Raw genomic sequence first — 24,669 nt, forward strand, 5'->3', positions numbered from 1 at the left:
GGCACCGGGCGCCGCGCCTCGCCGCGTCGTCCTCGGTCGCCGGTGCTCGGCATGGACTCCCCGTCCGCCTCGCGATGCACGGCGCCCGCCGCCGCTCGCTGATCCGGCCGGACCCGTAAGGCACCCCCCATCCATCCCACGACCCGAACGGGAGAACCACGACGTGGCCACCTTCCTCTACCGACTCGGCAGGGGCGCCTTCCGCCGTCGCCGGCTCGTCGCCCTCGTCTGGGTGGCGCTGCTGTTCGTCGCCGGCTTCGGCGCCGCGTCGGCGTCCGCGCCCACCTCAGGCTCGTTCTCGATACCCGGCACGGAGGCCCAGAAGGCCTTCGACCTGCTGGACCGGCGCTTCCCGGGCATGGCCGCCGACGGCGCCACGGCCCGCATCGTCATCAAGGCCCCGGAAGGGGCCAAGGTCACCGACCCCGGCCCGAAGGCCGAGGTCGAGAAGATCGTCTCGGAGCTGAAGACCGGGCCCGGCGCGGAGCAGATCTCCTCGGTCGCCGACCCGTACCAGAGCCAGGCCGTGAGCCAGGACGGCTCCACCGCCTACATCAGCGCCAAGTACCACGTCAGCGGCATGGAGCTGCAGGACGCCACGCGCGAGGCGCTCACCGACTCCGGCAAGGCGGCCGAGGCCGCCGGGCTGACCGTCGAGATCGGCGGCGACGCCCTGATGGCGGCCCCCGAGACCGGCTCCGGCGAGATCATCGGCATCCTGGTCGCCGCGATCGTCCTGGTCATCACCTTCGGCTCGCTGATCGCGGCCGGACTTCCGCTGCTCACCGCGCTGATCGGCGTCGGTATCGGCGTCTCCTCCATCACCGCGCTCGCCAACGTGCTGGACCTCGGATCCACCACCTCCACCCTCGCGATGATGATCGGGCTCGCGGTCGGCATCGACTACGCGCTGTTCATCGTCTCCCGCTACCGCGCGGAGCTCGCCGAGGGCCGGGAGCGCGACGAGGCCGCCGGCCGCGCCGCCGGTACCGCCGGCTCCGCCGTCGTCTTCGCCGGTCTGACCGTGGTCATCGCCCTGGTGGGCCTGGCCGTCGTCAACATCCCGATGCTCACCAAGATGGGCGTCGCGGCCGCCGGCACCGTCGTCATCGCGGTGCTCGTCGCCCTGACCCTGGTCCCGGCCATCCTCGGCTTCGCGGGCAAGAAGGTCCTGCCGGCCGGCGAGAAGAGCAAGCTGTTCGGCAAGGGCCGCGCGGCCGAGGCCGGGTCCGACGCCACCGCCGAGAAGAAGCCCAACGGCGGCACCCGTTGGGCCCGCTTCGTGCTCCGCCGCCCCGTGATGGTGCTGCTGGCCGGTGTGATCGGCCTCGGGGTCATCGCGATCCCGGCGAGCAAGCTGGAGATGGGCCTGCCGGACGACGGCGCCCAGCCGGTCTCCACCACCCAGCGGCAGGCGTACGACCTGCTCTCGGACGGCTTCGGTCCCGGGTTCAACGGCCCGCTGATGGTGGTCGTGGACGGGAACCAGGAGCTCGCCGACCGGACCGTCGAGCGGATCAAGGGCCTGGACGGCGTCGCCGCCGTCACCCCGCCGACCCCGAACAAGGGGGGCGACGCCGCCGTCATCACGGTCATCCCCGATGACCGACCTTCCTCCGCGCGGACCGAGCAGCTGGTCCACGACATCCGCGACGGCAGCGGGGACGACGTCCTCGTCACCGGCGCCACCGCGATGAACATCGACTTCTCGCAGAAGATGAACGACGCGCTGCTGCCGTACCTGGCGCTCGTGGTCGGCCTCGCCTTCCTGCTGCTGATGCTGGTGTTCCGCTCGGTCCTGGTCCCGCTCAAGGCGGCCCTCGGATTCCTGCTCTCGGTGGTCGCCGCCCTCGGCGCCGTCGTCGCGGTCTTCCAGTGGGGCTGGCTCGGCTCGGTCTTCGGGGTGGAGCAGACCGGCCCGATCATGTCGATGATGCCGATCTTCATGGTGGGCGTCGTCTTCGGTCTGGCCATGGACTACGAGGTCTTCCTCGTCACCCGGATGCGGGAGGCGTACGTCCACGGCGAGCGCCCGGGGCAGGCCGTGGTGACCGGCTTCCAGTACAGCGCCCGGGTGGTCGTGGCCGCCGCCGTCATCATGATCGCGGTGTTCGCGGGCTTCATGGGAGCCAGTGACCAGATGGTCAAGATGATCGGTTTCGGTCTGGCCGTCGCCGTCTTCTTCGACGCCTTCGTGGTCCGCATGGCCATCGTCCCGGCGGTGCTCGCGCTGCTCGGGCACAAGGCCTGGTGGCTGCCGGGCTGGCTGGACCGGCTGCTGCCGAACGTGGACGTGGAGGGCGAGAGCCTGCGGCGCCACCTGGCGGGCGGCGCCGACTCGGACGGCCCGGACAAGGACCGCGAGCTGGTCGACGCCTGACCCGGCACTGCTCCGTACGGCTGACGGGCCCGGCCCCGTACCCCCTGCACCCGACAGGGCGGTACGGGGCCGGGCCCGTCCGGCGGTACGGGACCGGGCCCCGGCCCGTCCCCGCGGTCGGGGCGCGGTCAGCGGGCGGAGGCGGTCGGGCGCGGGCGCGGTCAGCGGGCGGAGGCGGTCGGGGCGTACGTGCGGCGCAGGAAGCGGCGCAGGGCCGCGATGTCGAACTGGACCACGGCCACTCCCTCGGGGGAGTGGAACTCGACCACCGCCTGGACCCGGCCGCAGGGCCAGATGCGTACGTCGCCGGTCCCCGTCGGCGCTTGGAGGCCGGCCTCCAGCAGCGCGCGGGGGAAGACCCACTCGTTGTCGGTCCCCTCGGGGGACAGGTCCGCCGGGAAGACGATCCGTACGGCGAGGGGTTCGGCGGAGGCGAAGCGGAGGGCCACCGGGATGGTCCGGTACAGCGGGTCGTCGGTGATCACGCGGGCACGTACGCGCTCCTCGACGGCGGTCGCGGTCGCTGCTGGATTCTCGGCGGTGGCAGACATCGACAAGACTCCTCGAAATCGGCACATATGAGTCCGTTTGTCCGTCCAGCCTCGCACATCCCGACGAAAGCGCGAGGCGCTTTTTGTGTGCCGGACGCTCTTGCCAATGGTTTGCAATTGGGCAATATTCTTGAACGTTGAAGACTTGTGAAGAGCGGAGCCCACTCCATGCATGTGCCCGACGGTTTCATCAACGCACCCGTCTCGGTGGCCGCCGGAGTGGCGGCCGCGGCGGCGGTGGCCGTCAGCCTCCGCGGCGCGCGCCGCGAGCTCGACGAGCGCACGGCGCCCCTCGCCGGCCTCGTCGCCGCCTTCATCTTCGCCGTGCAGATGCTGAACTTCCCGGTCGCCGCCGGCACCAGCGGCCACCTGCTGGGCGGTGCGCTCGCGGCGATACTCGTCGGCCCCTTCACGGGGGTGCTGTGCGTGTCCGTGGTCTTGCTCATGCAGGGCCTGCTCTTCGCCGACGGCGGGCTGACCGCCCTCGGTGTGAACATCACCGTCATGGGTGTCGTGACCGTGGTGCTCGCCTACGCCCTCTTCCGCGGGCTCCTGGGGCTGCTGCCCACGACCCGCCGCTCCGTGACCGCGGCCGCCTTCGCGGCCGCCCTCGTCTCGGTGCCCGCCTCGGCCGCAGCCTTCACCGCCCTCTTCGCGGTCGGCGGCACCACCGACGTCGCCCTGGCCAAGGTGTTCACCGCCATGGTCGGCGTGCACATGCTCATCGGCATCGGCGAGGGCCTCATCACCGCCGCGACCGTCGGCGCCGTCATCGCCGTCCGGCCCGACCTGGTGCACGGGGCACGGGGGCTCACCACCCCGCTCAAGCTCCGCGTGGACGGCGAGCTCGTCGACGCCCCGGTGACCGGCGCCGCGCCGATCACCGCGCCCGCTGCCGCCCGTTCGACGAAGAAGGTGTGGGCCACCGGCCTGGGCGCCGCCCTCGTCCTGGCCGGCTTCGTCTCCTTCTACGCCTCCGCCAGCCCCGACGGCCTGGAGAAGGTCGCCGCGGACCAGGGCTTCGACCAGAAGGCCGAGGACCACGCGGCCGCCGAATCCCCGCTCGCCGACTACGGAGTCAAGGACGTGGACGACGAACGCCTGTCCGGCGGCCTCGCCGGGATCATCGGCGTCGGCGCGACCGTCGCCGTCGGCACCGGCGTCTTCTGGACCGTGCGCCGCCGCCGCGCCGCCGACTGCACCGCCGCCTCCACGGCCGGCGCCGGCGCCGCCGCCTCCACCGCCGCCTCCACCGCACCCCCGGTGAGCTGACCGTGGGAGCCGGCCACGCCCACAAGCTCTACCGGCCGGGGCACTCGCCGGTCCACGCGCTGCCACCGCACTGCAAGCTCGCCGCGACCTTCGCCTTCGTCCTGGTCGTCGTGTCCACACCGCGCGAAGCGGTGTGGGCCTTCGGCCTGTACGCCGTCCTCCTCGCGGCCGTCGCGGCCCTGGCCCGGATCCCGGCCGGCTACCTGCTGCGCCGGCTCCTCATCGAGGTGCCGTTCGTCGCCTTCGCCGTGCTCATGCCCTTCGTCGCGGAGGGCGAGCGGGTGGACGTGTTCGGCATGTCGCTGAGCGTCTCCGGCCTCTGGGGCGCCTGGAACGTGCTGGCCAAGGGCACCCTCGGCGTCGCCGCGTCCGTCCTGCTCGCCTCGACGACCGAGCTGCGGGCGCTGCTGCTCGGCCTGGAACGGCTCAAGCTGCCGCCGCTTCTCGTACAGATCGCCACCTTCATGATCCGCTACGGGGACGTGATCACCGACGAGTTGCGCCGGATGTCCGTCGCCCGCCGCTCGCGCGGCTTCGAGGCGCGCGGTGTGCGGCACTGGGGGGTGCTCGCAAAGACGGCCGGCGCGCTCTTCATCCGCTCCTACGAGCGCGGCGAGCGGGTCTACCTCGCGATGGTCAGCCGCGGCTACACCGGCTCGATGCCGGTGATCGACGACATCGCGGCCACCCGTGCCCAGTGGGCGTACGCGGCCGCGCTCCCGGTGACGGCCCTCGCCGTATGTCTGATGGGATGGACCCTGTGACCGCATCCCCCGCGCAAGCGCCCTCCCTGGAAGTGACCGGCCTCGCCTATGCCTACCCCGACGGGCACCAGGCCCTCTTCGGGGTAGACCTGACCGTCGGACCCGGCGAGCGGGTGGCCCTGCTCGGGCCGAACGGCGCCGGCAAGACCACGCTCGTGCTGCACCTCAACGGCATCCTGGCCGGCGGCGCCGGCTCGGTCACCGTCGCGGGGCTGCCCGTCGGCAAGCGCAACCTCGCCGAGATCCGGCGCCGGGTCGGGATCGTCTTCCAGGACCCCGACGACCAGCTGTTCATGCCGACCGTCCGCGAGGACGTGGCCTTCGGCCCCGCGTCGGCCGGACTGCGCGGCGCCGAGCTGGACGCGCGGGTCCAAGAGGCCCTGCACCGGGTCGGGATGGCCGAGTTCGCCGGCCGGCCGCCGCACCACCTGTCCTTCGGCCAGCGCCGCCGGGTCGCGGTGGCCACCGTGCTCGCCATGCGCCCCGAGATCCTGGTCCTCGACGAGCCCTCCTCCAACCTGGACCCGGCCTCGCGGCGGGAGCTCGCGGACATCCTGCGCTCGCTGGACGTGACCGTGCTGATGGTGACCCACGACCTCCCGTACGCCCTGGAGCTGTGCCCGCGGGCCGTGATCCTCAGCGAGGGGGTCATCGCCGCCGACGGCCGCACCCACGACCTGCTGTGCGACGAGAAGCTGATGCGGTCCCACCGGTTGGAGCTGCCGTTCGGCTTCGACCCGCGCTCGGTGTCCGCGGCCCCGTGACCCGCGGTCCCCGGCCCCCGGCCCCACCGCCGTGACCTGGCATAAGCCGGCGCCGCCCGGTGTTGGACCGCTCGTGGACGTTCAGGGTGAGGTGGCGGAGGGCTTCGAGGCCGTCCGGGATGCATTCGTACGCAACTTCGAGGTGCTCGGGGACCGGGGCGCGGCCGTGACCGTGTACCGCGACGGCCGCAAGGTCGTCGACCTGTGGGGCGGTACGAAGGACGCGGACGGTACGCGGCCGTGGGCCGCCGACACCGCGCAGATCGTGCGCTCCGCGACCAAGGGCGTGGCGGCGGCGGTGCCGCTGCTGCTGCACCAGCGCGGGCTGCTGGACCTGGAGGCGCCGGTGGCCTCGTACTGGCCGGAGTTCAAGGCGGGCGGCAAGGAGAAGACCCTGGTCCGCGACCTGCTCGCGCACCGGGCCGGCGTACCGGCCCTGGACCGCGGGCTGACCGCCGAGCAGGCCGCCGACGGGGTGTCCGGCCCGCGCGCGGTCGCCGGGCAGCGGGCCTTCTGGGAACCGGGCACGGAGCACGGCTACCACGCGCAGACCTTCAGCTGGCTGCTGTCGGAGCTCGTGCTGCGCGTGAGCGGCCGCAGCCTGGGCGCCATCCTCGCCGAGGACCTGGCCGAGCCCCTCGGGCTGGACTTCTGGATCGGGCTGCCGGACCAGGAGGCGCACCGGGTGGGCCGGGTGGCCCCGGTGGAGCCGCCGCAGAGCGCGGGCCTGCTGCGGACCCGGCCGAGGAGGAACGTTTCCGAGGCCTATGCCGACCCGGACTCGCTCACCCGGCGCGCTTTCGCGGCCATCGACCCCCTGCCGGACGAGAACGACCCCGCCTACCGCGCGGCCGAACTCCCGGCCTCGGCGGGCATCGGCACGGCGCGCGCCCTGGCCCGCTTCTACGCCGCCGCGATCGGGGTGGTGGAGGACGGCGGCCGGATCTTCACCCCGGCCACCACCGCGCTCGCCGCCCGGGAACTGTCGGCCGGACCGGACCGGGTCCTGGTGGTGAACACCCGCTTCGGCGCCGGCTACATGCTGCACGGCCCCGCCTCGCCCCTGCTCTCCCCCGCCTCGTTCGGCCACCCCGGGCGCGGCGGCTCCCTGGCCTTCGCGGACCCGGAGGCCGGCGTCGGCTTCGGCTACGTCACCAACGCCCTGGCCACGTCGGTCACCGCGGACCCCCGCGCGCAGTCCCTGGTCCGGGCGCTGCGCCCGGCGCTCGCCACGGCCGCCTGAGGCCGCCGGCGGCGGCGCGCTCCGCTGCGTCAGCCGGCCTTGAGGACCGCCGCGACGATCGGGCCCGCCGCGTCGCCGCCGTGGCCGCCGCCCTCGACCATGGCCGCGGCGGCCACGTCGCCGCTGAAGCCCGTGAACCAGCTGTCCGGGCTGCCCGCGTTGTCGACCTCCGCCGAGCCGGTCTTCGCGCCCTTGTCGCCGCCGACCGCGGCCATCGCCGCCTTGGCGGTGCCCTCGGTCGCCGTCAGCCGCATCATCGACACCAGCTGCTGGTGCACCGAGGGCTTCATCCTGCGCTGCGCCGTCGCGATCGTCCGGCCGTCGAGGTCGGCGGGGACCAGGAGCGGCTGGCGGAAGACCCCGCTGCGCGCGGTCGCGGTGATGGACGCGACGTTCAGCGGGTTCATGGTGATCCGGCCCTGCCCGATGTACCCGGCGGCCTCCTCCGCGCCCGTCGCCACCGGGACCTTCCCGTCGGTGGAGGCGATGCCCGTCTTCCAGTCGAGGTCGATGCCGAAGACCTCTTTGGCTTCCTTCGACAGGGCCGCGTCGTCCTTCACGTCGTCGATCGGCTTGATGAAGGCGGTGTTGCAGGAACGGGCGAAGCCAGTGGCGAAGTTCGCGCCCGGCAGCTCGAAGTTCTTGAGGTTGTGGAAGGTGCGGCCGCCCCAGACCGCCTCCTTCGTGCACTCCGCCGGCTTGCCGGCCGCGACCAGGCCCCGGTCCATGAGCATGGCGGCGGTCACGATCTTCATGGTGGAGCCGGGGGCCCGGTTGCCCGCCATCGCCGCGTTGTAGCCGTCCTTGCGGTGGTTGGCGACGGCCAGGATGTGCCCGCTGCTCGGCTGGACGGCCACCACGGAGGCCTCGGGGAACCGTACGACCGCCTGCTCGGCCGCGGCCTGCACCTTCGCGTCCAGTAACGTCCTGAGGACGCTCGGCTCGCCCTCGACCAGGGTCAGCAGGGTCCGCTTGGGCGCGTCCTGGGCGGCCGGTTCGATCCACACCTCGGCGCCGGGCCTGCCGCCCGCCTTGGCGCCGTACGCCGCGCGCAGCTGGTCCAGGACGGGTCGCAGCGACGGGTACTTCTCCGCGCTCAGCTCCTCGCCGTTGCGGTCGACCGCCTTGACCGGCGGGTTGGCGGGCGCGCCCGCGCGCAGCTTCTCGTCCTTCTGGAGCTGCGGATGGATCACCGAGGCCTGCCAGTCGACCAGGGGCTTCCCGCTGGTCAGTCCGCGCACCACGGTCAGCTGGGAGTCGTACGCGAGGGGCTTGGTGGCGCCCTCGTACGTGATCTCCGCGTCGACCCGGAAGGGGACCGCGGTGCCGTTCGGCGTGCCCGGGGTGATCACCGCCTTCGACACGTACGCCTTGGTCTTGAAGTCCCCCACCGCGGTCTGCGCGGCGGCGGGGTTGTTGGTCAGGTCGGCGGCCGTCCGGTGGTCCCCGGCGGCCCATGCGGCGAGGAAGGCCTTCGCCGTCGCGGCCGCGTCCTTCTCGCCGACCGGTCCGCTGCCCGCTTCCGGACGGCCGGCCTTCACGGCGCCCGCGTCGCCCTTCGCGCCGTCGCCGCTCCCGCCCACCACGGTGTACACCCCGTACCCGGCTCCGCCCAGCATCGCCAGGAACACCCCGCCGACGACGGCGCCCTTCGCTGCCCCGTTCACGTGTGCCCTTCCCCCGAACCACGGTCCCTGAACACGTTCAAAGAACCCTTGGTGCGGACCTTACTCTGCGCGAGGGAACCGACACGAGTTTGTTACCGGACCGGGACATGCCAAGCCCGCCCGGGACGGCCCGCTGCCGGCCCCCCCCCGGCCGGGCCGCTAGACCCAGGTGTCCAGCCACATCCGGTTGCGCCAGGATTCCATCGGGAGGGTCTGGCCCGTGTAGATGGGCCAGAAGTAGATGAAGTTCCATCCTTCGGGGCGCCCGGGACTCCGACCAGCAGGTTTCCCGCCAATCCAGAACGCCTGACCCCCACTGGGCCGTCTCTGGGCCGTGTGGGTGGCGTTTGGGCGCATCCCCTGGGAGGCCAGAGCCCGTCCGCGGGTCGCTACGTCCGACTACCGCTGGCCCCCGCGCGAACCGCGCGCAATCGCGAGCGGAGCTGAGCGTGGACATACTGGAACTACTCATGGAGGCGCTCAAGATGGATCCTCACGTATGGCGCAAGCGACGTGTCCTCCTCGTGGCGGCCCTCTCGGTGATTTTGGTTCTGGTTGGCCTGCTACTCCTCGCGCTGCCGGTGCAGTACGACGGGCAGACAGCCGTGGAGGGGGGAGGTAGCGACAGCAAGGCTTGGGCAGGTCTGGCGATCACGGCCGTCGGAGCACTTGGCGGTCTCTGGAGCGCCTACTCCTCGCACAAGGCAGCCCGGATTGCGCAGCGGCAGGCAGCACAGCAGGGACATCCCACGCGGAGGGTCCGTGATCGCGTACCGCCCGGCCGGCACTTCATGCGGTCGCCTCATGATCCAGAGCCACCCCGCCGCCCGCGGGGCCACTGACGCTAGGACCTGTCGTTGGCGCTCCGCGTCTCCCCGAAGAGTGCATCGACTGCCTTGCGGGTGCGGCCTTCGCTGCTGGGCATCAGGTGTGTGTAGGTCCGCAATGTGAAGCCCGGATCGGCGTGCCCCAGGTACTGACTCAGCGCCCGGATGTTCTCGCCCGCGTCCAGCAGGACCGAAGCGTAGAAGTGCCGCAGGGCGTGCATCCCGTGGTGAGGCGCGGAGGCGTAGCGCTCGCCATCCTCGGCTGGCGGGATGATGCCTGCGACCGCGAGGGCGGGCTTCCACATGTGGTCGTTGAAGTGGCTGACCCGGACGAACGTGCCGCCCAGGCCCGGGAAGATGAGCGACCTCGTCACGAGTGGGCCGTCCGGCGTCCGCCAGGGCAGGGTGACCGCCTTGGCAGGGTGAAGCTTGGAGTGCCTGCGCAGTGCCGCCGCAACGGACCCCGGCAGGGGCACGGAGCGCGCCTTGGCGCCCTTCGGCGGGGCAAAGACATACTTCCCCCGGATGCGCTTGAGCTGGTGCTCCACACGGAGCCACTCGCCCTCGTAGTCGATCTCCTCCTCGGACAGCCCGAACACTTCACCCTGTCGCAGGCCGCAGCCGCTGGCGATGTCAACGGCGGTACGCAGATGCCGGGGCAGGGCGGCCCGCACCGTCAACACCTGCGCGGTGGTCCACGGAGTGACGCGCGGTGGGGTCGGCTTGGGTACCTGCACGGACCGGGCCCGGCACGGATTCTTGGGGAGGAGCCCGTCATCCACGGCGGCGGCGAATGCGGCGTTGACCGTGCCGAAGATGATCCGGCGGTGCGAGGAGGCGGGGACGTTCTGCTCCAGCTCACCCAGCCAGGTCCGGATGTGGCCCGGCTGAAACGACGGCATGGGGCGGGTGCCGATGTACGGATAGGCGTGAAGCCTCAGCCGCCGCTCCGCCGCCTCGCGGCTGTTGATTTCCGTCGTGTGGGTCTTCACCCACTTCTCGGCGAACTGCCGGAAGGTTATTCGGTTGGCGCGCGGGTCCACGTACTGGCCCCGGGACATGTCCGCCGCGGTCTCGTTCAACCACAGCTCAGCGAGGCGCTTCTGCTTGTCCGGGAAGGACTTGCTCTTCTCGGTGCCGTCGGGACCGACGTACCGGGCGCGGTACCGCGCACCGGTGCCGTACCTGTCGGTCTTGACCCGGACCGACTTTCCTTCGGGGCCGCGTTCGGCCTTGTACCAGCGGTCTTGGATGTGGCCTGCCATGTGAAGTGCCTCTCAGGGCGTACGGAGAGAGGGTGGGCCCGCAGGGGCCCACCCTCGGTGGTAGTGGTGCGTGATCAGGCGGCGTTACTGATGTCCGCCTCCATCCGCTCGGAGATCCAGATGTGCACGGCGCCGGGGTCGTATCGGACGTGCTTGCCGACACGGAATCCGGGCGGCCCGGTGCGCTTCTTGCGCCACTGGTAGACGGTCTCCAGCGGGACGTCGAAGAGGTCGGCGATGTCGTCGGGCGTCAGGTATCGGTCGGGCAGCCCGCGCCGAAGGGCGGCGCGAGGGTCAGAAGAGGCGGGCACGTGCTCTCCTCGTGATCCATCCTGATGGGGGTCCGCAGCACCCGCCATCCCGAAAAGCCGCAGTTCAGCGGCTTGTTGTGGGGAAACCGGATTGTGTGACGGCAGGTTGAGCCGTCTCGTTGAGCTAGAGCTGTCACATGTCGGGGGCCGTGCTGTCCGAGGCGCGGGATTCTGCGTCACCGCGACACCTGCGTCGCTCATACCGTCTGACCTGCGAATTTCGGTGACACAAGCCGTCGGCGGGTCTGTCATCGTGCGGCCGGTCTGTGTCATCGGCTGGTGACACAGGTGACGTGGAATGACGGAGCCCCGGGCGTCTGCGTCACCGGTAAAGCAGCAGGTGAAGTGCCGGTTTCGGTGTCGCGTGACGTGGGTGACGCAGGGTCTCTTCTCTTCGGACAAGAAGGGTGGGGTGTCTGTTGTAGTGCGACAGGTTCAAAGCGGTAAGCGGAGCCGCTGCGCGGCACGACCCTTGCAGCGGCGGCAAGCCGCCGGACAAGCAAGAGGAGCACCCCACCCGTGGTGCGTGCTCCTCTTGCTTGTTCCCGCGCCCCGGAATGGCCCGCTGTTTAGAACGCGGTCTGCTGCTGCTCCGACGTGGCCGCGGCGGGCCGGGTCATCTCGATGTACCGGGCGGCCTTGGTGCGGCCCCAGTCGATGAGGACACCGCGGGCGGCCAGGGTGGGCTGGAGCCGCTTGAGGCGGTCGGAGAGGACCTTGCCAGTGGTGGGCCACCCCTTCGGCAGGGGCCGGAAGTCCTCGCCGGCGTACAGCTGGGTGAGCGCGTGCAGCCACTCAGAGGACGTCATCCGGGCTTCCCCGCCCGGTTCGAGGGTGGCGGCGTGCTTGAGGACGGTCTGCGCGAGGAGGTCGCCTTCGATGACGTCGTCGTTCAGCTCGTCCAGGCTGGCCCGGTAGGCGTTCAGCGCGCCGAAGCCGGTCGCCGCGTCGAGCTGCGCGCAGAGGTGGGCGAAGTCGGCCATGCGCAGGTCGGTGGGGATGTCTGCTTCGGCGGCGCGGACCTTGACGGTGAGGTCGAGGAGGGATCCGAGGATGACGGGGAGGATCTCTTCGAACTCCCGCCACAGCTCCGCCTCCGTCCGCCGGACGCGGGGGCGTTCCAGGCGGAGCGGAAGGAGGCGTTCGGCGAGGTCGGGGCGGATGACGCCGACGTCGATGCCGGTGAGGAGGAGGGGGCGGCGGTAGCGGGCGCGGACGACGTCGCCGTCGGTGTAGAGGGCGCGTTTGATGTTCTCGGCTCCGGTGACGATGCAGCACATGAGGTCGGACAGGTCTGCGGCCAGGTGGGACAGGTTGTCGAGGGCGGTGATCCATCCGGCGGCGACGGCCGCGGTCAGGTTCTCTTCGTCCTTCGGGGGGCGGCGCAGGTCACCGCTCATCCCTTCGATGATCCGCACGAGCATCCTTCCCGCGGTGGACTTGCCGGCGCCCTGGGGGCCGGTGAGGAACGGGGCGGGGACGGGAACGGACGGGCCGAGGCAACCGATCAGCCACGCCACAGCCAGACACTCTGTCTCCGCGGTGGCGAAGTTGCACAACCGCAAGAGCAGGTCGATGCCCTTGCCATCGGTGTCCTTCGCCGGGAGCGGGAGTTCCCCGGTGAGCTGCGTCCGCCGCCAGCAGACCTCTGCCGGCTCGGGGGTGAGGATGTCCCATCCGGTGGGGCGGATGCGTACGGACTGCCCGTCGTTGCGGCCGAGGTCGAGCCACGTGGCGCCGTCGAAGCCGGGAGCGACGCGGATGTGCACGGGTTGGACCTCCTTGGTCAGGGCAAGGGCTTCGATGAGGTCGAGGGCTTCTTTCAGCGCGGTGCCGTTGAACACGCCGTGTCCGTTCTCGTAGAGGCCGACCATGAGTTCCTGCCGGTGACTGCCGGAGGTGCCCTGGGAGCGGATCGGGCGGGCGACGGGGTGCCGGTTCTTCTGCGCGTACACGGTCCCGTCAGCGGTGCGGAAGTACCGGAAGTTGTCCTGCGCGTAGCCGGTGATGACTTCCCGGCCCGAGGTCTTCTCGTCGTCGGTCATGGCTCACACCCCCAATGCGGCGCGGGCGTTGGCCCAGGCCGCGGTGCAGTGACGGGCCGACTCGCCCTGGGCGTGCGCGGCGGTGAAAAGCCGCTTCACGTGGGCTTCGGTGAGGCAGCCGCACCTGCCGTGCTTGGACAGGACCGCGAGGAACACCCGGTACACGCTCGTGTGGATCGCTTCCTGAGCCCCGGTAATGGACTGCTCCGCCATGGCGATACCGCGTTCCAGGTAGGCGGGGGACCGGTGGGGGCATTCCCCGCCCCCGGCCCCCGCGGGCACGCTGATTGCGTGCGCAGCGGGCCGGTAGGCCCGCGCCTCCCTGATGACGAGAGCGCGGACCGTATCCGGCAACGTGGCCATGGTCCCCGTGCCGGTGCTGTACCAGCGGACGTACGACATCCGGGACTTGATATCCACGCCGCGCTTCACGCCGTTGGAGGACTGCATCGCGCCCCGGTACACCCAGTGCTCCCCACGTGACGTGGCCACGGCCAGCGTGGCGGGGAGGATCTGACGGGCCCAGGTGACGGCGTCGGCGTTGTCGAGGTCCACGACGGTAAGGCCGGCTCCACCCGGGTGGTAGGCGACGGCCCGCGCCTGCCGCCAGGAGCGGGCCCAGGCCGGGGAGCCGAGGACATCCGCGTCGGTGGTGGCGGCGGCCCAGCCGTGGCAGGGAGCGGGGCACCGGCAGGGCCCTGCAGCGTCCATATGCGGGCGGTCGCCGCACGCGGAGCCGGTGCAGGCGGGGCAGTTCCCGACGGGGAGCTTTCCCGCCCGCAGCGGCAGTACGGGCAGGCCGATCCCGGCGAGCCAGAGGGCGGTGTGCAGGTGTCCGGTCGTCGTGCTCATGCGGCCACCACCCCGGACGCGGCGCGGGCGACGAAGGCGCGGCCGAGCCACTCGGCGTACGCGGGTGGGATGGCCTCGGTGAGTTCCTCACGGACGTCGGTCCAGTCGATGCCCATGGCGGCCTGCATCTCCGGGACGGTGGCCTTGCCCCCGCCGTTGCCGTAGGCGGCGACGTACGGGCCGTCGAAGTACGCGCCGTGGCGCCAGCCCCGTACGCGGCCGCGGTGCGGCCGGTGCTGCGGCTGTACGGCGCTCCAGCCGCCGAGTTCGAAGTTGCGGTGGCGGAGTACGCCGAGGCCGAACTGTTCGCCGCACAGGGTGATGTCCTTGCGGACGTCGGCTTTCCCGTCGGGCTGCTCAATCACGTACGGGAGGCCGGACGCGTCGAGAAGCGCACGGGTGGGGGCCACCAAGTCGACGTGCGTTCCGCCCCAGCCGCGGGAGGCGTTCGTTCCCACGGTGAGGGTGCACCGCTTCTGGCAGGGCGGGGAGGCGTGGACGGCGGTGTACCGCCGGATCTCCCCGGTCGCGATCAGTTCGGCGAGGACGGCGAGGGCGTCGCCCTGGATGAAGGTGAACGGGTAGTTCGGGCGCGAGCGGATGTCGACGCCGGTGACGTCGAACCCGGACCGGTCGTAGCCCCTGCTGGCGCCGCCGGCGCAGCAGAACAGATCCAGTAATGCGGGCCGCTGGCTTACGCGCGGGAAGTCGGTGGTGTGGGTCATGCTGGTCTCTCCAGTTCTTGAGCGTGCTGGATGAGAGCGGCCCCAGTCATTGGCGTGAGCGGGGGCCGCTCTTGGCATGTCAGGCGGAGTGATGTGGAATCCCTGCCGCAGGTGGGGCAGGGAGGCGCGGGCACCCTCTGTGGAGGTGCGCGTAGAGGGGGTTTCAGGGGTCTGACCTGCTGCGCCTCCCTGCCTCCCTTACAGTTCATTTGTGCAGGTCAAGGCCAGGGAGTGGGGTCAGGGAGGGCGGTCAGGGAGTTCTCCCTGCCTCCCTGAGCTGTGCGGGGGTCTACTCCCTCTACTCGGCGGCGGAAGCGGAACCTGTCTCGGGCCGGTTGGCGAGGAGGCGGGCGACGCGTTCGCGGCCGATGACCATCCGCCCGTCCGACTTGTAGGGGGCGGCGGGGGTGCCGTCGAGGACGCGCTTGAGGTCGATGAACGACCAGCCGCCGTAGGCCTTCTCGTTCAGCGCGGTGAGCCGCTTGAGAACGTCCTGCGTCAGGACGCGCGCCTCGGTGCCGAGGACGGTCAGGATGTCGGCGAGCGGGTCGAGGGCGGGGCCGTGGTCGATGGTGTGGGCGGTGGTGATCCCGTTGCGCAGTGCCTTGGCCCGGTCCGCGATCACGGCCGCGGTCTCGGTGTCGATGTAGTGCGTTCGGACCGTGATGGACGCCTGCCCGGCCGGGATGGCGATGCCGTCCGACGCGACGACGACGGTCCCCTTGTCGAGCCCCTGCCGCAGCAAGTGCGGGGCAGCCCCGCCATCGACTGCCTTGTCGCCCAGCGCCATGCGCGCCTGCGACTCCGTGCCGAGCACGAGGGAGATACGGGTGTGCGCGCCCTCCCGGACGAGCTTGGGAAGGTTCTGGTCGGTCGGGTCCTGCGTGCCCTCCCACAGCACGACGTCCACGGCGCGGCCCTGGTTGTGGATCTTCCGTACGGCCATGAAGTAGCGGGAGGTGGCCTTGGAGCCGCCGTAGGGGCGCTTGTCGTCGCCGACGGCGGGGCACATGAACGCGACCTGCGCTTCGTCCACGATGCCGACGAGCGGAGGGAACACGGTTCCGGGCGGGGCCTGGATGCGGCGTTCCATCTCGGTGACCATCGCTTCGACCATCTCGGTCGCTGCGATGACGTGCTCGTCGGTCGGCCCCTGGATCAGGGTGGTGGCCAGGCCGTCGAACATGCCCCAGTCGCCGACGCCCTTGAGGTCGGCGATCCAAAACAGCACGGTCCGGTCCAGCGCCAGCCAGAGCGCCAGTGCGCGCAGGGCGGCGGTCTTGCCCTGGTTGGACAGGCCCGTCGCCAGGATCATCCGCTGGTAGAGGCTCAGCATCGCCGCGTCGCCGCGCAGGTCCTGGCCCCACGGGGCCCTGCCCGTCTTGTAGTTCGCGGTCGCCGTCTCGTCGGTGGGATGCGGGGACGGGCCGATCGGCTCGTCCAGCGCGCCGGAATCGGCGATCCACAGCCGCACCGTGCGGGCCGCGGCCGGGAGGGTGATGAACACCTCGTGCTCGTGCCGGGCAAGGTTCTCGGCGAGCTTCCGCCGCCGCCCCTGGACCTCCTCCGTCGAGACGCCGGAGGGGAGGGTGACGTCGACTTCGACGCCGCATCCGGCGATCCGGATCGGGCCGAGCATCGCGGCGCCGGCGTCGCCCATCTCCTTGATGGCCTTGCGGAGCGGGGCGATACCGAGGTCGCGCAGGGCGGTGACGACGATCGAGGGGGTGATGGGTGCGCCGGCGTCGTCGCGCTGCTGGGCGGGGAGCGTCCACTGCGGTGCGGTCTGCTGGTGCCGGCCGACGCCCCACAGGGCCAGTAACGCCAGCCACGGCCCGACCGCAACGGCCGGGCCCCAGACGACGGCGGCGACGTTGGCGATCCAGCCGATCGCCTCAATCACCGCGGAGATCGGGGCGACCACGTCGGTGACGTCCTTGTTCGCTATGGCCAGCACGATCCCCAGCACGAGGAGGCTGCCGACTGCGAGGCCCGTGCCGACCGCGGCGCTCTTGGCCAGGTCGAGGGGAGCCTTGATGAGGTCCATGCGCCGGTGGTGGCGGGCCGCGCGGAAGCGGGTCAGGCGGTCCTCCCACTCCTTGGCTTCCTCCCAGTTCCCGGCCGCCTCCGCGGCCCGGATCATCCGCTCGTACCGGGACGCCGTCCGACCGTCCCACGTGCGCTTCGCGGTGATCCGCGTCCCGCCGATCACGTACATGCCGTGCCGGGCCACCAGTCGGGCGGCGGTGCGGGACCGCTCGCTGGTGACGGCCGCACGCAGGCCCTGCCCGGTCCGACGCCACACCCGGACCGGACGCACCGTGTCGAGTGCGGTCGCTCCGGGGGCGGGGATGGTGGGGGTGGAACTCTGGGGGTCTTTGAACAGGGGGACGACGTTGTCGGTCATGCTGGGAACTCCTGCTCTCGCTGACAAGCGGATGGGTGGGGCCCGGGGGCGGCGCGGTTTCCTTGGCCGGGACGGCCGCCCCCGGGGCGCAGTTACTTGCGGCGGTTCTTGGTGTCGACGTGGGTCTTGGCGTGGGCCTTGCGGGCGGCCATTGCGGCCGCCGCGGCGTCCTCGGCTTCGCGCTGCTCACGTTCGCGGGCGCCGTCGATGATCCGGTCGATCTTTCGTTGCAGGTCGCCCTGGTGGACGGTTTCGCCGGCGATGCCGCGCTTGGCCATCCGGGCGATGTACCAGCCGAGCTTCGCGGTCTCGCCTGCGGTGAACTTCGGGTCCTTCGCCATCAGTGGGCTCCTTTCGGAGACCGGTCTGTCCGGCTCCCCGTCCGCCCCGGCCACAAGTGCCGGGGCGGACAGGCAACCGCCAGGATTAGGCGGCGCGCAGCTGCCCGGGCCGGTAGGCCGGCCAACCAGTCAGCGCGTCCATGAACCCGCTGCCGAGCCCGTCCACCAGGAGCAGGCCATCGGACTGGACGAACACGACCGTGCCGGTCTTGCCCTTCGTCCAGCGGTTGTTGCCTTCGTCCACAACGACCACCAGGTCGCCGACCTTGAAGCTCATGCGGAACTCCTCAGAAATGAGTGAAGGGAGGTCAGCCACGCTTGCGGCGGGCCTTGCGCACGTTCTTCACGGCCGCCGCGCCCTGCGGGCCGCCGATGGACTTCACGACGGTGTGGACGCCCCAGGCGAGGACCAGGGCGAGGAAGGCGAGCAGCGCGATGTTCGCGGCGATCGCGGTGAGCACCCCGACGAGCAGAGGCCCGAAGTACACCCCGGCGGCGACTGCACCGGCGCCGACCCCGGAACCGAGCGCGATCCGCTGAACTGTGCGATCGGGTGCGGCCTGGTGGATGTGCTGGTGGACGACCTGCGGCCCGCCGTATCCGGCAGGCAGGTGCTCGGCGTAGGCGTGGGTGCCGTCCGGGAGCCGGACGACGTCGGCGCGTATGGGCAGTTCGGGCAGGTGGTTCACGGTCTCTCCCTTCGAAGGAGGGCAGGTAGGTCAGGAGCCGCAGCAGATGCACGTGGCGTCGGAGTCGGCGTTGTAGGTGTCGCACTGGCCGCAACGCCACGCGGCGGACCGGGCCAGGACGTAGAACAAGCGGCCGAGCATGAGAAACCTCTCTGAGCGGCAGATCAGCGAACTCATGGTTCTTCGGGGTAGGCGCAGGGCACGCACATGCCGAGCGAGGCCGGGATGACGTATCCGGCATCGCGGCCGCAGGCGGGGCACCGCCGGCGGGCTGCGTTCGCCGCGGCGAGCGCTGCGGCCCGCCGCTCGGTCACCGGCCGGACCGGCTTCGCCCGCTCGATCAGGTACAGGTAGGCCACCAGCGGACCCCGCCGCCGGCGCGGCCGCAGGACCTGACCAGCGATCTCCTGACCGCCGGGGCGGAGCCCGAGCGCGCGGAGCTGACGGCGGGTGGCGAGCCCGTCGGGGGCCAGACGCCAGGGGAAGGTGGGGAGGCCGTGGACTCTTCCGACCGGGTCGAAGCAGTCCGCCAACCGAACCCGGTTCATCCGGCGGCCGCCGCGGCGGTGTCGCGCTCGCGCTCCGCCTTCAACGCCTCACGTACGACCCGGGCCTTCGCCGCGGACGTGCGCAGGGCCTTGCGGATGCCTTCACCGGTCAGCTTCTCGATCGGCCACGACTCCGTCAGACTCCGGGCCTCCGCCAGGAGCTCGACGTCCGTGCGGGTCGGGCGGGTCGATCGAGCGACCACCGGTACCCGACCGGTCGCCCGACGCGGACGCGTCGACTCAGCCGCCGCGACGAGCTGCGGCCGGACCTCGATCGGCTCGATCGGCAGGGCGGCGGAAGAATCCACCTCCACCCCGGGCGCCGTCTCGTCGACCACCAGTTCGCCCTGGTCAGACATCGACCGATTTGCGGAGGTCTGAGTCGATTCCTGTCCGTTCGGTTCGATCGCCGGTCGATGGTGGAGGACCTTGGCGACCAGGTCGGAACCGAAGTAGATCGACCCGACCGGAAGCGACGTCCCCAGCAGCACGAGCGCCCAGTTCGCGGGATCCCAGTCGGCCAGTCGACCCCAGTCGACCGTCTGGCCATGCAGTGCGGGAACCAGCCCGTGGACGTAGTTCAAGACCAGCGAGGCGAGCGTGTAGGCGGCAAGGACGCGCAGGGCGAAGCGGCGGGCATTGCCGGTCAGCGTGAGCGCGGCGACCAGGGCCAGGGCCATCAGGCCGTCGACTACGAACGGGTACAGCGTCGCCGCCGTCCCGTCCGCACCAATGGCCTTCGCGACGTCCCGCAGCGCGTTCCACGACACGCGGAAGGCCATGGCGACCACGGCCACCAGGGCCAGAACGAGTGCGGCCTTCGCCTTGCGGTTCATGCCACGCCACCCGAGGAGGGAACGCCGGTCGCTGCCCGGTTCTCCAGCGCGGTTCGCGCGGCCAGCACCCGCCGGCGGGCACGCCGCAGACGCTGCGCGTCCACCTCGGTGGGCGTGCGGTCCAGGGTCGCGATCTCCGCGTCGAGGAGGTCGCGTTCCGCCAGGATCAGTGGCAGCTCCTGCTCGATCGCTTTCAGCTCCGCGTCCGACGGCTCCAGGTCGGACCACGGGGTAACGATGCTTTGAAGTGCAGCGATGGACTTCACGGGTCTTGCTCCTTCGGTAGAGGAACTGGACCCAACGGCAGCCTCCGGCGTCCTACCGCCGGGGGCTGCACTGCGTTGGGGCGAAGCAGGAAGAAACCGGCTCCCCTCAACCCCGCCCGTACGAGACGGGCGGAGGAGGCAACCGGCCGCGCCGAGATTGGCGCGGAAGGTTGAGCAGTGCGCATGTCTCCTTCAGGTCTGGGACCTGGCGTAGGCGTATGGAGACGTGACCTTTCGGTCTAAGCCCTCCGGTGAATGACAAGGCGCCGGGTCGCCTCCCCCCGTCCGCTGCGGGGCTCCTGGTGCTGCATGTCGCGCTTAGGACGGGCAGGCGAGGGCATACTTGACCCGGCTGCACCGCTTGCTCAACTTGTTGGTACAAGCTGATGTAGTGATGTTGCACCCACGGACAGTGAGCCGTCAAGGGATTGGAGTCCACATGTACCAACAAGTTGAGCGAGTGCGTCATGATGGGGCCATGAACAAGCAGCCGAAGTATCGTCAGGTGGCTGACGCCCTCCGTCGCGAGATCGACAACGGCGTCTACCCGCCGGGGTCTCGCCTGCCGTCCGAGAGTGAGCTCTCCACCCGCTTTGAGGCGTCGAGAAACACGGTCCGCTCGGGCCTGAATGCCCTGGTCGGCGAAGGGTTGATCTCTTCCAGCCAGGGGCTCGGCTACGAGGTGCGCAAGCACGAGGTCTTCGAACTCAACGCTTCCCGCTTCGAGAACTTGACCTTCCCGCAGAATGGCGACGCCTACAACACGGACGTCACGAACGCCGGGCGCCACCCGACCCAGACGTTCCGGGTCGAAGTGACGCCGGCAACGGATTACGTCGCCGGACGCCTCAAGGTCGACGTCGCCTCCACCACGGTCCTGCGGTTCTGTCATCGCTTCGTGGACGATGTGCCGTGGTCCACCCAGGCGACGTACTACCCAGACTGGCTTGTGAAGCAGGCGCCTCGTCTTGCCGAGCCTGGGGACATCGCAGAGGGTACGACGCGCTACCTGGCGGCCGCAGGCATTGTGCAGGTCGGCTACTTCGACGAGATCGCCACGCGCATGCCGACCCCCGATGAGTCGCGACTTCTGGACGTAGGCGCCGGCGTGCCGGTGCTGCTCTGGACCCGAACGGGGTATGCGGGCGACAAGGTCATTCGGTGCACGGTCACCACCTTCCGTGGAGACCTCAACCGCATGAACTACGAGATCGGCGAACTCCCCGCCCGAATCGAGGGTGAGCGCCCGTGATTATTGAGATGGCTACCCCTGATGACCTCGCCAAGCTGCTCGCCTTCCGCGAGGAGGCGGCAGCCTGGCTCAGCGAACTCGGCTCGGACCAGTGGCGTCGTCCCTATCCGGCAGACCGGCTGCTGGCCACCATCGACGCCGGGACGGTCTTCATGGTCCGTGATGGTGGGACGACCGCAGCGACGATCACCCTCACGCCTGAGGCGGAGGACGGTCTTTGGCTCAGCAAAGAACTCGTCGAGCCGTCGTTGTTCGTGAACAAGCTGACGGTCGCCAGGACGCATGCCGGACAAGAGCTTGGCGGGCGGATGCTCGATTGGGCCGGAGATCGGGCGTATCGGTCCGGTGTTTCCTGGCTCCGCCTCGACGCGTGGACGACGAACGAGGCGCTGCAGCGCTACTACCTCCGTCACGGCTTTGAGCACGTCCGCACCGTCACGGAAGGTGGAGCGGTGAATGGCGGACCGCGTGTCTCAGGGTGGCTCGCCCAGCGCCCGGCGAGGCCTGACAGGAGTCACGGCCTGCTGGACAACACGCCGGATCCGACATCGGGCCTGGCCTCGGAGATCTCCTACTCTTCTCGGCACAGTCATTCGTGACAGGCGAGTTCAGCCGTGGAAAGCTGTCACTGACGATGACGACTCGGCGGGCAACGTATCTGCGATCCAGCGCCGTGAAATTGAGTTCGTAGCCGCAGGGATCTAGATGAATTCTCCAATTCAAGACTTGTTGTCGAAGTCCAACCAGCGATACTTGCAGAATGCGATGACGATTCCGATGGGAGTATTTGCATGGGGCTCGAAGCCCGGCTGGCCTCCCGAAGAGAGGTGTTCAGATCACCAGTTTCTGGTATTCACGCAGTCGATCGTCCAGTGATTGCATGAAATCTGAGAACCGGATTCCCGTTCCTTCGACAGGATGAACGATCTGGCCACCAGTACCTGCTGGACTGATCATGAAACTGACGCCGTCGTATAGGCCAGTTTCCAATAGCCGTTCGCACAGGACGTGGTATCGACGGGCATACGACGGCCGCTCCCCATAGATCGAATCGAGCGGGAATGCCGCCTCCAATTTGTGAGTCGCATCCCGTGTCGCAGCTTTGTGCTCGTCATCCTCAAGTAGGAAAATGTATCCCAACCAGGGAAACCAGCTATCCCCCTTGCCGAGGATCCCTTCCGAGTAGACCTGACGCAAGTCTGTGGCGCTGCCCACGGCCTCTTCGTTCCTATTGTTCGCGTTGTTACTCAGCTTCTTCGCGTCTTGAGACTTGATCTCGATGGCGAATACGAGTCGCTGGTCGTGCACGCCAATGATGTCCCAGTTCTTGCGCGGTCGATAAAATCCGGGAATCGTCGCTTTGGGGCCCTGCAAGATCTGGAGGGGGATAGATCTGCTCACTTCGCGAACATGGCCGACGATCAGGCTTTCAATCGCTTGCATGTGTTTGCCGCTGCGAGTACTGACGGCGCGGGCCGTCCACATTTCTTGAACGGCCCGCTTCAACAGTTCTTCAGTCCAGCGCGCTACAGCGCTCATTTCCGCCCCCAGGTGTCACGTCAGTCAGGGATGCGCTCGATCCCATAGACGCGGAGAGCCGCTGAGGTGGCGGCTTGTACGTCTCGTTGATCGAACGCTTCCGCCAACGCTAGTGCATCCGCTGGGGAGATTGAGTTGGGATCGGGGACTCGGATGCGCCTCAGGTACTGCGCTTGAAATCGCAAGGTTCCTCCGCGCATTCGAACCGCGTATGCCTCCACGAAAGCCTGAGCGACGCGCGAGAGCAGGAGGCCGCCCAGAACCCTTATGTCCCAGGAGTCCGAAATTACATAATAAAGATTATGGTGAGGGTAATAGCCGCCTTTATCCAGTACTGGATGAATGGTCATCTTCATGTCTGGTAGCAGCAGTTTGGGGCGGTTGGTGAGCTTGTGGTCCACCTTGTCGATGGTCTTGTACCAGCGTTCTGGGTTCTGCTTGACGATGTATCGCTTCTGCAATCGTTCTCGATGCTCATCGAAGAACCGCCGCAACCTCGGATATTTATCGAGGTCGACAAGATCGCCTGAAGGTTCCCAAGGATTCACAAGGTATGTGCCATGCCAATCGAAGTGACCGCTTTTCGCGTCTTTGACCATGGCCATAGGTAGCAACCGATCGCGCTCTACTGTCGAAGGGTCCGTCGTGATGAAGACCTCGTCTGCACCCGTGGCTACACCAATACTCACGCGCGTGGCCGTTTCCTCCAGAGTGGGGAAACGGTCATTCAGGTATTCCAGCATGGCAAGTCGTGCAGGGGTGCCGCAAGGCCATGATTCGTCACCTGAAAACCAGTGCGGCAATCGATCTACTTGAAAAGCCTCGTCGCTTTTTTCTTGCGTTTCGTCCGTGCGTACCCACGAAAGAAGTTGTTGTGCCTCGTCTGGGCCAAATCGAGCAGTGGTATTGGCGGCTACTACGGATCCCTGTGGTTCGTTACGCAGGATGGTGATCGCTGGATAGGCGGACACTTGAGTCTCGAAGGCATCCACGTCATGCATGATTACGACTGCTCTCATGCTGTAGCGATCTGCCACCAGCCTCCGTAGCTCCCGGCCGTACTGATTACGCATCCATCGGTCTGCACAGATGAAGCCGAGCACGCCGTCCGATGGCAATGACTTCAACGCCTTCTCGAAGAATCCAACATAGATGTCGGAGCGTCCGATCATTGTCTGCTGGTTCTTCCGGTACGCGCGCATGCGGTCGGCTGGAACGTCTTCCAGTCGAATGTATGGAGGATTTCCCACCACGAAGTCGCTTGGGTAGTCCGGTTCGAGGAGGTAGTCACCGCGCCTGATCCACGTACGGACCAGATTCTCGACTTCGGCCCTGTCCCAACCGTCCGCACTCAGGAGGTCGGCTACCGATGTTCGGCTGGCGTGCACGTTTCGATCAAGTAGATCGAATGCTCGAATGGCACCCTCTGGCAGGTCCACACCTTGCTTTCGGCAAGCCCTACTGAGGCGTTCCACGATGCTCAGTAGGAAGGCTCCAGTGCCACAGGCAGGATCTGTAATCGTCTTCTGAGCCAGGTCACGGTCTGCGGTGTACTCCACCAGATCGAGGATCATGTTGACGACCCATCGGCGGGTGTAGACCTCACCGTTCTCAACAGCTTCCTGCGAGATGGGTGCTACTGCGGAGTTCGACGGCGCGAGTTGGGACACGAGGGTGAGCGTAGTCCCAAGGGAGAGGGCAGGCGGCTGTGACCCGGTGGTAGGCCCGAGGACGTTCTGAGCGCTACTCGCTGTGGAGGAATCCTCCGTCTCCCGGTGATGCATACCTGTCTGAGACATGGGCGTAGCCCTTCGGCTGATGGAATCGGAATTTCGGGAGCGGCTTGACGGGAGGCGGCGTGGGCACCGATGTTGGTCGGTCGCCGGCGGCGCAAACGCCTTGCGGAATTGCAGCTAGGGGATAGTTTCGTGGGCCGTGTACGACTTCCACGGTGGCCACAGTTGGGCCGTCCTCGGGCCGTGCGAGGGTGACTGACGACGGCCGTGAACGACCAACAACGACCAGGAGGGGGGGCCCCCCCGGGGGGCCCCGCCGGGGGGTTGGCCCCCCAAACACCCACGTGGCAGCCCCCAGGGGGGGGGGCCGGGGGGCAAGGGGGCGGGCT

General features: G+C 69.3%; 23 protein-coding genes. 7 read left to right on the forward strand and 16 right to left on the reverse strand.

Features of this window, described 5'->3' with window-relative positions:
- Nucleotides 1-163: 163 nt before the first annotated feature.
- Nucleotides 164-2,380 carry an MMPL family transporter gene (locus tag ACWFQ8_RS26130; protein ID WP_453788710.1) on the forward strand — a complete coding sequence of 739 codons (2,217 nt, stop codon included), beginning with the start codon at nucleotides 164-166 and terminating at the stop codon, nucleotides 2,378-2,380.
- 161 nt (nucleotides 2,381-2,541) lie between these two features.
- Here ACWFQ8_RS26130 and ACWFQ8_RS26135 read toward each other — a convergent pair whose 3' ends face one another.
- A complete protein-coding gene (locus tag ACWFQ8_RS26135; protein WP_453788711.1) occupies nucleotides 2,542-2,931 on the reverse strand; it encodes an SsgA family sporulation/cell division regulator in 390 nt (129 codons plus the stop codon).
- A 168-nt stretch (nucleotides 2,932-3,099) separates the two neighbouring features.
- Here ACWFQ8_RS26135 and ACWFQ8_RS26140 point away from each other — a divergent pair, with 168 nt between their 5' ends.
- The 4 genes from ACWFQ8_RS26140 to ACWFQ8_RS26155 all read left to right on the forward strand — a co-directional run bounded on the left by ACWFQ8_RS26140 (nucleotide 3,100) and on the right by ACWFQ8_RS26155 (nucleotide 6,974).
- Entirely contained in the window at nucleotides 3,100-4,203 is a 1,104-nt protein-coding gene (locus ACWFQ8_RS26140; RefSeq protein WP_453788712.1) for an energy-coupling factor ABC transporter permease, read from the forward strand.
- A 2-nt stretch (nucleotides 4,204-4,205) separates the two neighbouring features.
- Nucleotides 4,206-4,967 carry a cobalt ECF transporter T component CbiQ gene (gene cbiQ, locus ACWFQ8_RS26145; RefSeq protein WP_453788713.1) on the forward strand — a complete coding sequence of 254 codons (762 nt, stop codon included), beginning with the start codon at nucleotides 4,206-4,208 and terminating at the stop codon, nucleotides 4,965-4,967.
- A complete protein-coding gene (locus ACWFQ8_RS26150) occupies nucleotides 4,955-5,731 on the forward strand; it encodes an energy-coupling factor ABC transporter ATP-binding protein (RefSeq protein WP_453788714.1) in 777 nt (258 codons plus the stop codon). The genes cbiQ and ACWFQ8_RS26150 overlap by 13 nt, the downstream gene beginning before the upstream one ends.
- Nucleotides 5,732-5,804: 73 nt before the next feature.
- Nucleotides 5,805-6,974: a serine hydrolase domain-containing protein gene (locus ACWFQ8_RS26155; protein WP_453788715.1), complete on the forward strand. Its 1,170-nt coding sequence runs from the start codon at nucleotides 5,805-5,807 to the stop codon at nucleotides 6,972-6,974.
- Nucleotides 6,975-7,003: 29 nt separating this feature from the next.
- On the opposite strand, the gene ACWFQ8_RS26160 is transcribed toward ACWFQ8_RS26155, so the two are convergent.
- The 13 genes from ACWFQ8_RS26160 to ACWFQ8_RS26220 all read right to left on the reverse strand — a co-directional run bounded on the left by ACWFQ8_RS26160 (nucleotide 7,004) and on the right by ACWFQ8_RS26220 (nucleotide 19,753).
- The gene (locus ACWFQ8_RS26160) at nucleotides 7,004-8,641 is read right to left on the reverse strand and encodes a penicillin-binding transpeptidase domain-containing protein (RefSeq protein ID WP_453788716.1); all 1,638 of its coding nucleotides are present in this window, start codon (nucleotides 8,639-8,641) and stop codon (nucleotides 7,004-7,006) included.
- An 844-nt stretch (nucleotides 8,642-9,485) separates the two neighbouring features.
- The gene (locus ACWFQ8_RS26165; protein ID WP_453788717.1) at nucleotides 9,486-10,733 is read right to left on the reverse strand and encodes a tyrosine-type recombinase/integrase; all 1,248 of its coding nucleotides are present in this window, start codon (nucleotides 10,731-10,733) and stop codon (nucleotides 9,486-9,488) included.
- Nucleotides 10,734-10,807: 74 nt separating this feature from the next.
- The gene (locus tag ACWFQ8_RS26170) at nucleotides 10,808-11,044 is read right to left on the reverse strand and encodes a helix-turn-helix transcriptional regulator (RefSeq protein WP_453788718.1); all 237 of its coding nucleotides are present in this window, start codon (nucleotides 11,042-11,044) and stop codon (nucleotides 10,808-10,810) included.
- A 569-nt stretch (nucleotides 11,045-11,613) separates the two neighbouring features.
- Nucleotides 11,614-13,089, reverse strand: coding sequence for an ATP-binding protein (locus ACWFQ8_RS26175; RefSeq protein ID WP_453788719.1), 1,476 nt, complete (start codon nucleotides 13,087-13,089; stop codon nucleotides 11,614-11,616).
- A 3-nt stretch (nucleotides 13,090-13,092) separates the two neighbouring features.
- Nucleotides 13,093-13,941 (reverse strand): bifunctional DNA primase/polymerase, encoded by an 849-nt coding sequence (locus ACWFQ8_RS26180; protein WP_453788720.1) that lies wholly within the window; start codon nucleotides 13,939-13,941, stop codon nucleotides 13,093-13,095.
- Complete coding sequence (locus tag ACWFQ8_RS26185; protein WP_453788721.1) at nucleotides 13,938-14,666, reverse strand: DNA methylase; 729 nt, start codon at nucleotides 14,664-14,666, stop codon at nucleotides 13,938-13,940. Before ACWFQ8_RS26185 ends, ACWFQ8_RS26180 begins: the two co-directional genes overlap by 4 nt.
- 298 nt (nucleotides 14,667-14,964) lie before the next feature.
- Entirely contained in the window at nucleotides 14,965-17,073 is a 2,109-nt protein-coding gene (locus ACWFQ8_RS26190; protein WP_453788722.1) for an ATP-binding protein, read from the reverse strand.
- Nucleotides 17,074-17,165: 92 nt separating this feature from the next.
- The gene (locus ACWFQ8_RS26195; RefSeq protein ID WP_453788723.1) at nucleotides 17,166-17,414 is read right to left on the reverse strand and encodes a DUF6257 family protein; all 249 of its coding nucleotides are present in this window, start codon (nucleotides 17,412-17,414) and stop codon (nucleotides 17,166-17,168) included.
- Between the two features lie 85 nt (nucleotides 17,415-17,499).
- Nucleotides 17,500-17,691, reverse strand: coding sequence for a hypothetical protein (locus ACWFQ8_RS26200; protein ID WP_453788724.1), 192 nt, complete (start codon nucleotides 17,689-17,691; stop codon nucleotides 17,500-17,502).
- A 31-nt stretch (nucleotides 17,692-17,722) separates the two neighbouring features.
- On the reverse strand, nucleotides 17,723-18,103 hold the full coding sequence (locus ACWFQ8_RS26205; protein ID WP_453788725.1) for a DUF6251 family protein: 381 nt from the start codon (nucleotides 18,101-18,103) through the stop codon (nucleotides 17,723-17,725).
- A 173-nt stretch (nucleotides 18,104-18,276) separates the two neighbouring features.
- Entirely contained in the window at nucleotides 18,277-18,651 is a 375-nt protein-coding gene (locus tag ACWFQ8_RS26210; protein ID WP_453788726.1) for an RRQRL motif-containing zinc-binding protein, read from the reverse strand.
- Nucleotides 18,648-19,487 carry a DUF2637 domain-containing protein gene (locus tag ACWFQ8_RS26215; RefSeq protein ID WP_453788727.1) on the reverse strand — a complete coding sequence of 280 codons (840 nt, stop codon included), beginning with the start codon at nucleotides 19,485-19,487 and terminating at the stop codon, nucleotides 18,648-18,650. The genes ACWFQ8_RS26210 and ACWFQ8_RS26215 overlap by 4 nt, the downstream gene beginning before the upstream one ends.
- Nucleotides 19,484-19,753: a DUF6284 family protein gene (locus tag ACWFQ8_RS26220; RefSeq protein ID WP_453788728.1), complete on the reverse strand. Its 270-nt coding sequence runs from the start codon at nucleotides 19,751-19,753 to the stop codon at nucleotides 19,484-19,486. Before ACWFQ8_RS26220 ends, ACWFQ8_RS26215 begins: the two co-directional genes overlap by 4 nt.
- Before the next feature lie 478 nt (nucleotides 19,754-20,231).
- Between ACWFQ8_RS26220 and ACWFQ8_RS26225 the strand changes: the two genes are divergently transcribed.
- On the forward strand, nucleotides 20,232-21,005 hold the full coding sequence (locus ACWFQ8_RS26225; RefSeq protein ID WP_453788729.1) for a GntR family transcriptional regulator: 774 nt from the start codon (nucleotides 20,232-20,234) through the stop codon (nucleotides 21,003-21,005).
- Nucleotides 21,002-21,604 carry a GNAT family N-acetyltransferase gene (locus ACWFQ8_RS26230; RefSeq protein WP_453788730.1) on the forward strand — a complete coding sequence of 201 codons (603 nt, stop codon included), beginning with the start codon at nucleotides 21,002-21,004 and terminating at the stop codon, nucleotides 21,602-21,604. The genes ACWFQ8_RS26225 and ACWFQ8_RS26230 overlap by 4 nt, the downstream gene beginning before the upstream one ends.
- Nucleotides 21,605-21,836: 232 nt before the next feature.
- On the opposite strand, the gene ACWFQ8_RS26235 is transcribed toward ACWFQ8_RS26230, so the two are convergent.
- Nucleotides 21,837-22,544, reverse strand: coding sequence for a PaeR7I family type II restriction endonuclease (locus tag ACWFQ8_RS26235; RefSeq protein ID WP_453788731.1), 708 nt, complete (start codon nucleotides 22,542-22,544; stop codon nucleotides 21,837-21,839).
- Nucleotides 22,545-22,564: 20 nt separating this feature from the next.
- Nucleotides 22,565-24,214 (reverse strand): Eco57I restriction-modification methylase domain-containing protein, encoded by a 1,650-nt coding sequence (locus ACWFQ8_RS26240; RefSeq protein ID WP_453788732.1) that lies wholly within the window; start codon nucleotides 24,212-24,214, stop codon nucleotides 22,565-22,567.
- Nucleotides 24,215-24,669 lie beyond the last annotated feature (455 nt).

The sequence above is a fragment of the Streptomyces sp. NPDC055254 genome, assembly GCF_053606025.1.

Coding starts and splice junctions, on each gene's coding strand:
- ACWFQ8_RS26135 (WP_453788711.1), bottom strand. CDS start 2,931: ATGTCTGCCACCGCCGAGAATCCAGCAGCGACCGCGACCGCCGTCGAG.
- ACWFQ8_RS26140 (WP_453788712.1), top strand. CDS start 3,100: ATGCATGTGCCCGACGGTTTCATCAACGCACCCGTCTCGGTGGCCGCC.
- ACWFQ8_RS26150 (WP_453788714.1), top strand. CDS start 4,955: ATGGACCCTGTGACCGCATCCCCCGCGCAAGCGCCCTCCCTGGAAGTG.
- ACWFQ8_RS26165 (WP_453788717.1), bottom strand. CDS start 10,733: ATGGCAGGCCACATCCAAGACCGCTGGTACAAGGCCGAACGCGGCCCC.
- ACWFQ8_RS26175 (WP_453788719.1), bottom strand. CDS start 13,089: ATGACCGACGACGAGAAGACCTCGGGCCGGGAAGTCATCACCGGCTAC.
- ACWFQ8_RS26180 (WP_453788720.1), bottom strand. CDS start 13,941: ATGAGCACGACGACCGGACACCTGCACACCGCCCTCTGGCTCGCCGGG.
- ACWFQ8_RS26185 (WP_453788721.1), bottom strand. CDS start 14,666: ATGACCCACACCACCGACTTCCCGCGCGTAAGCCAGCGGCCCGCATTA.
- ACWFQ8_RS26190 (WP_453788722.1), bottom strand. CDS start 17,073: ATGACCGACAACGTCGTCCCCCTGTTCAAAGACCCCCAGAGTTCCACC.
- ACWFQ8_RS26195 (WP_453788723.1), bottom strand. CDS start 17,414: ATGGCGAAGGACCCGAAGTTCACCGCAGGCGAGACCGCGAAGCTCGGC.
- ACWFQ8_RS26200 (WP_453788724.1), bottom strand. CDS start 17,691: ATGAGCTTCAAGGTCGGCGACCTGGTGGTCGTTGTGGACGAAGGCAAC.
- ACWFQ8_RS26210 (WP_453788726.1), bottom strand. CDS start 18,651: ATGAACCGGGTTCGGTTGGCGGACTGCTTCGACCCGGTCGGAAGAGTC.
- ACWFQ8_RS26215 (WP_453788727.1), bottom strand. CDS start 19,487: ATGAACCGCAAGGCGAAGGCCGCACTCGTTCTGGCCCTGGTGGCCGTG.
- ACWFQ8_RS26225 (WP_453788729.1), top strand. CDS start 20,232: ATGAACAAGCAGCCGAAGTATCGTCAGGTGGCTGACGCCCTCCGTCGC.
- ACWFQ8_RS26235 (WP_453788731.1), bottom strand. CDS start 22,544: ATGAGCGCTGTAGCGCGCTGGACTGAAGAACTGTTGAAGCGGGCCGTT.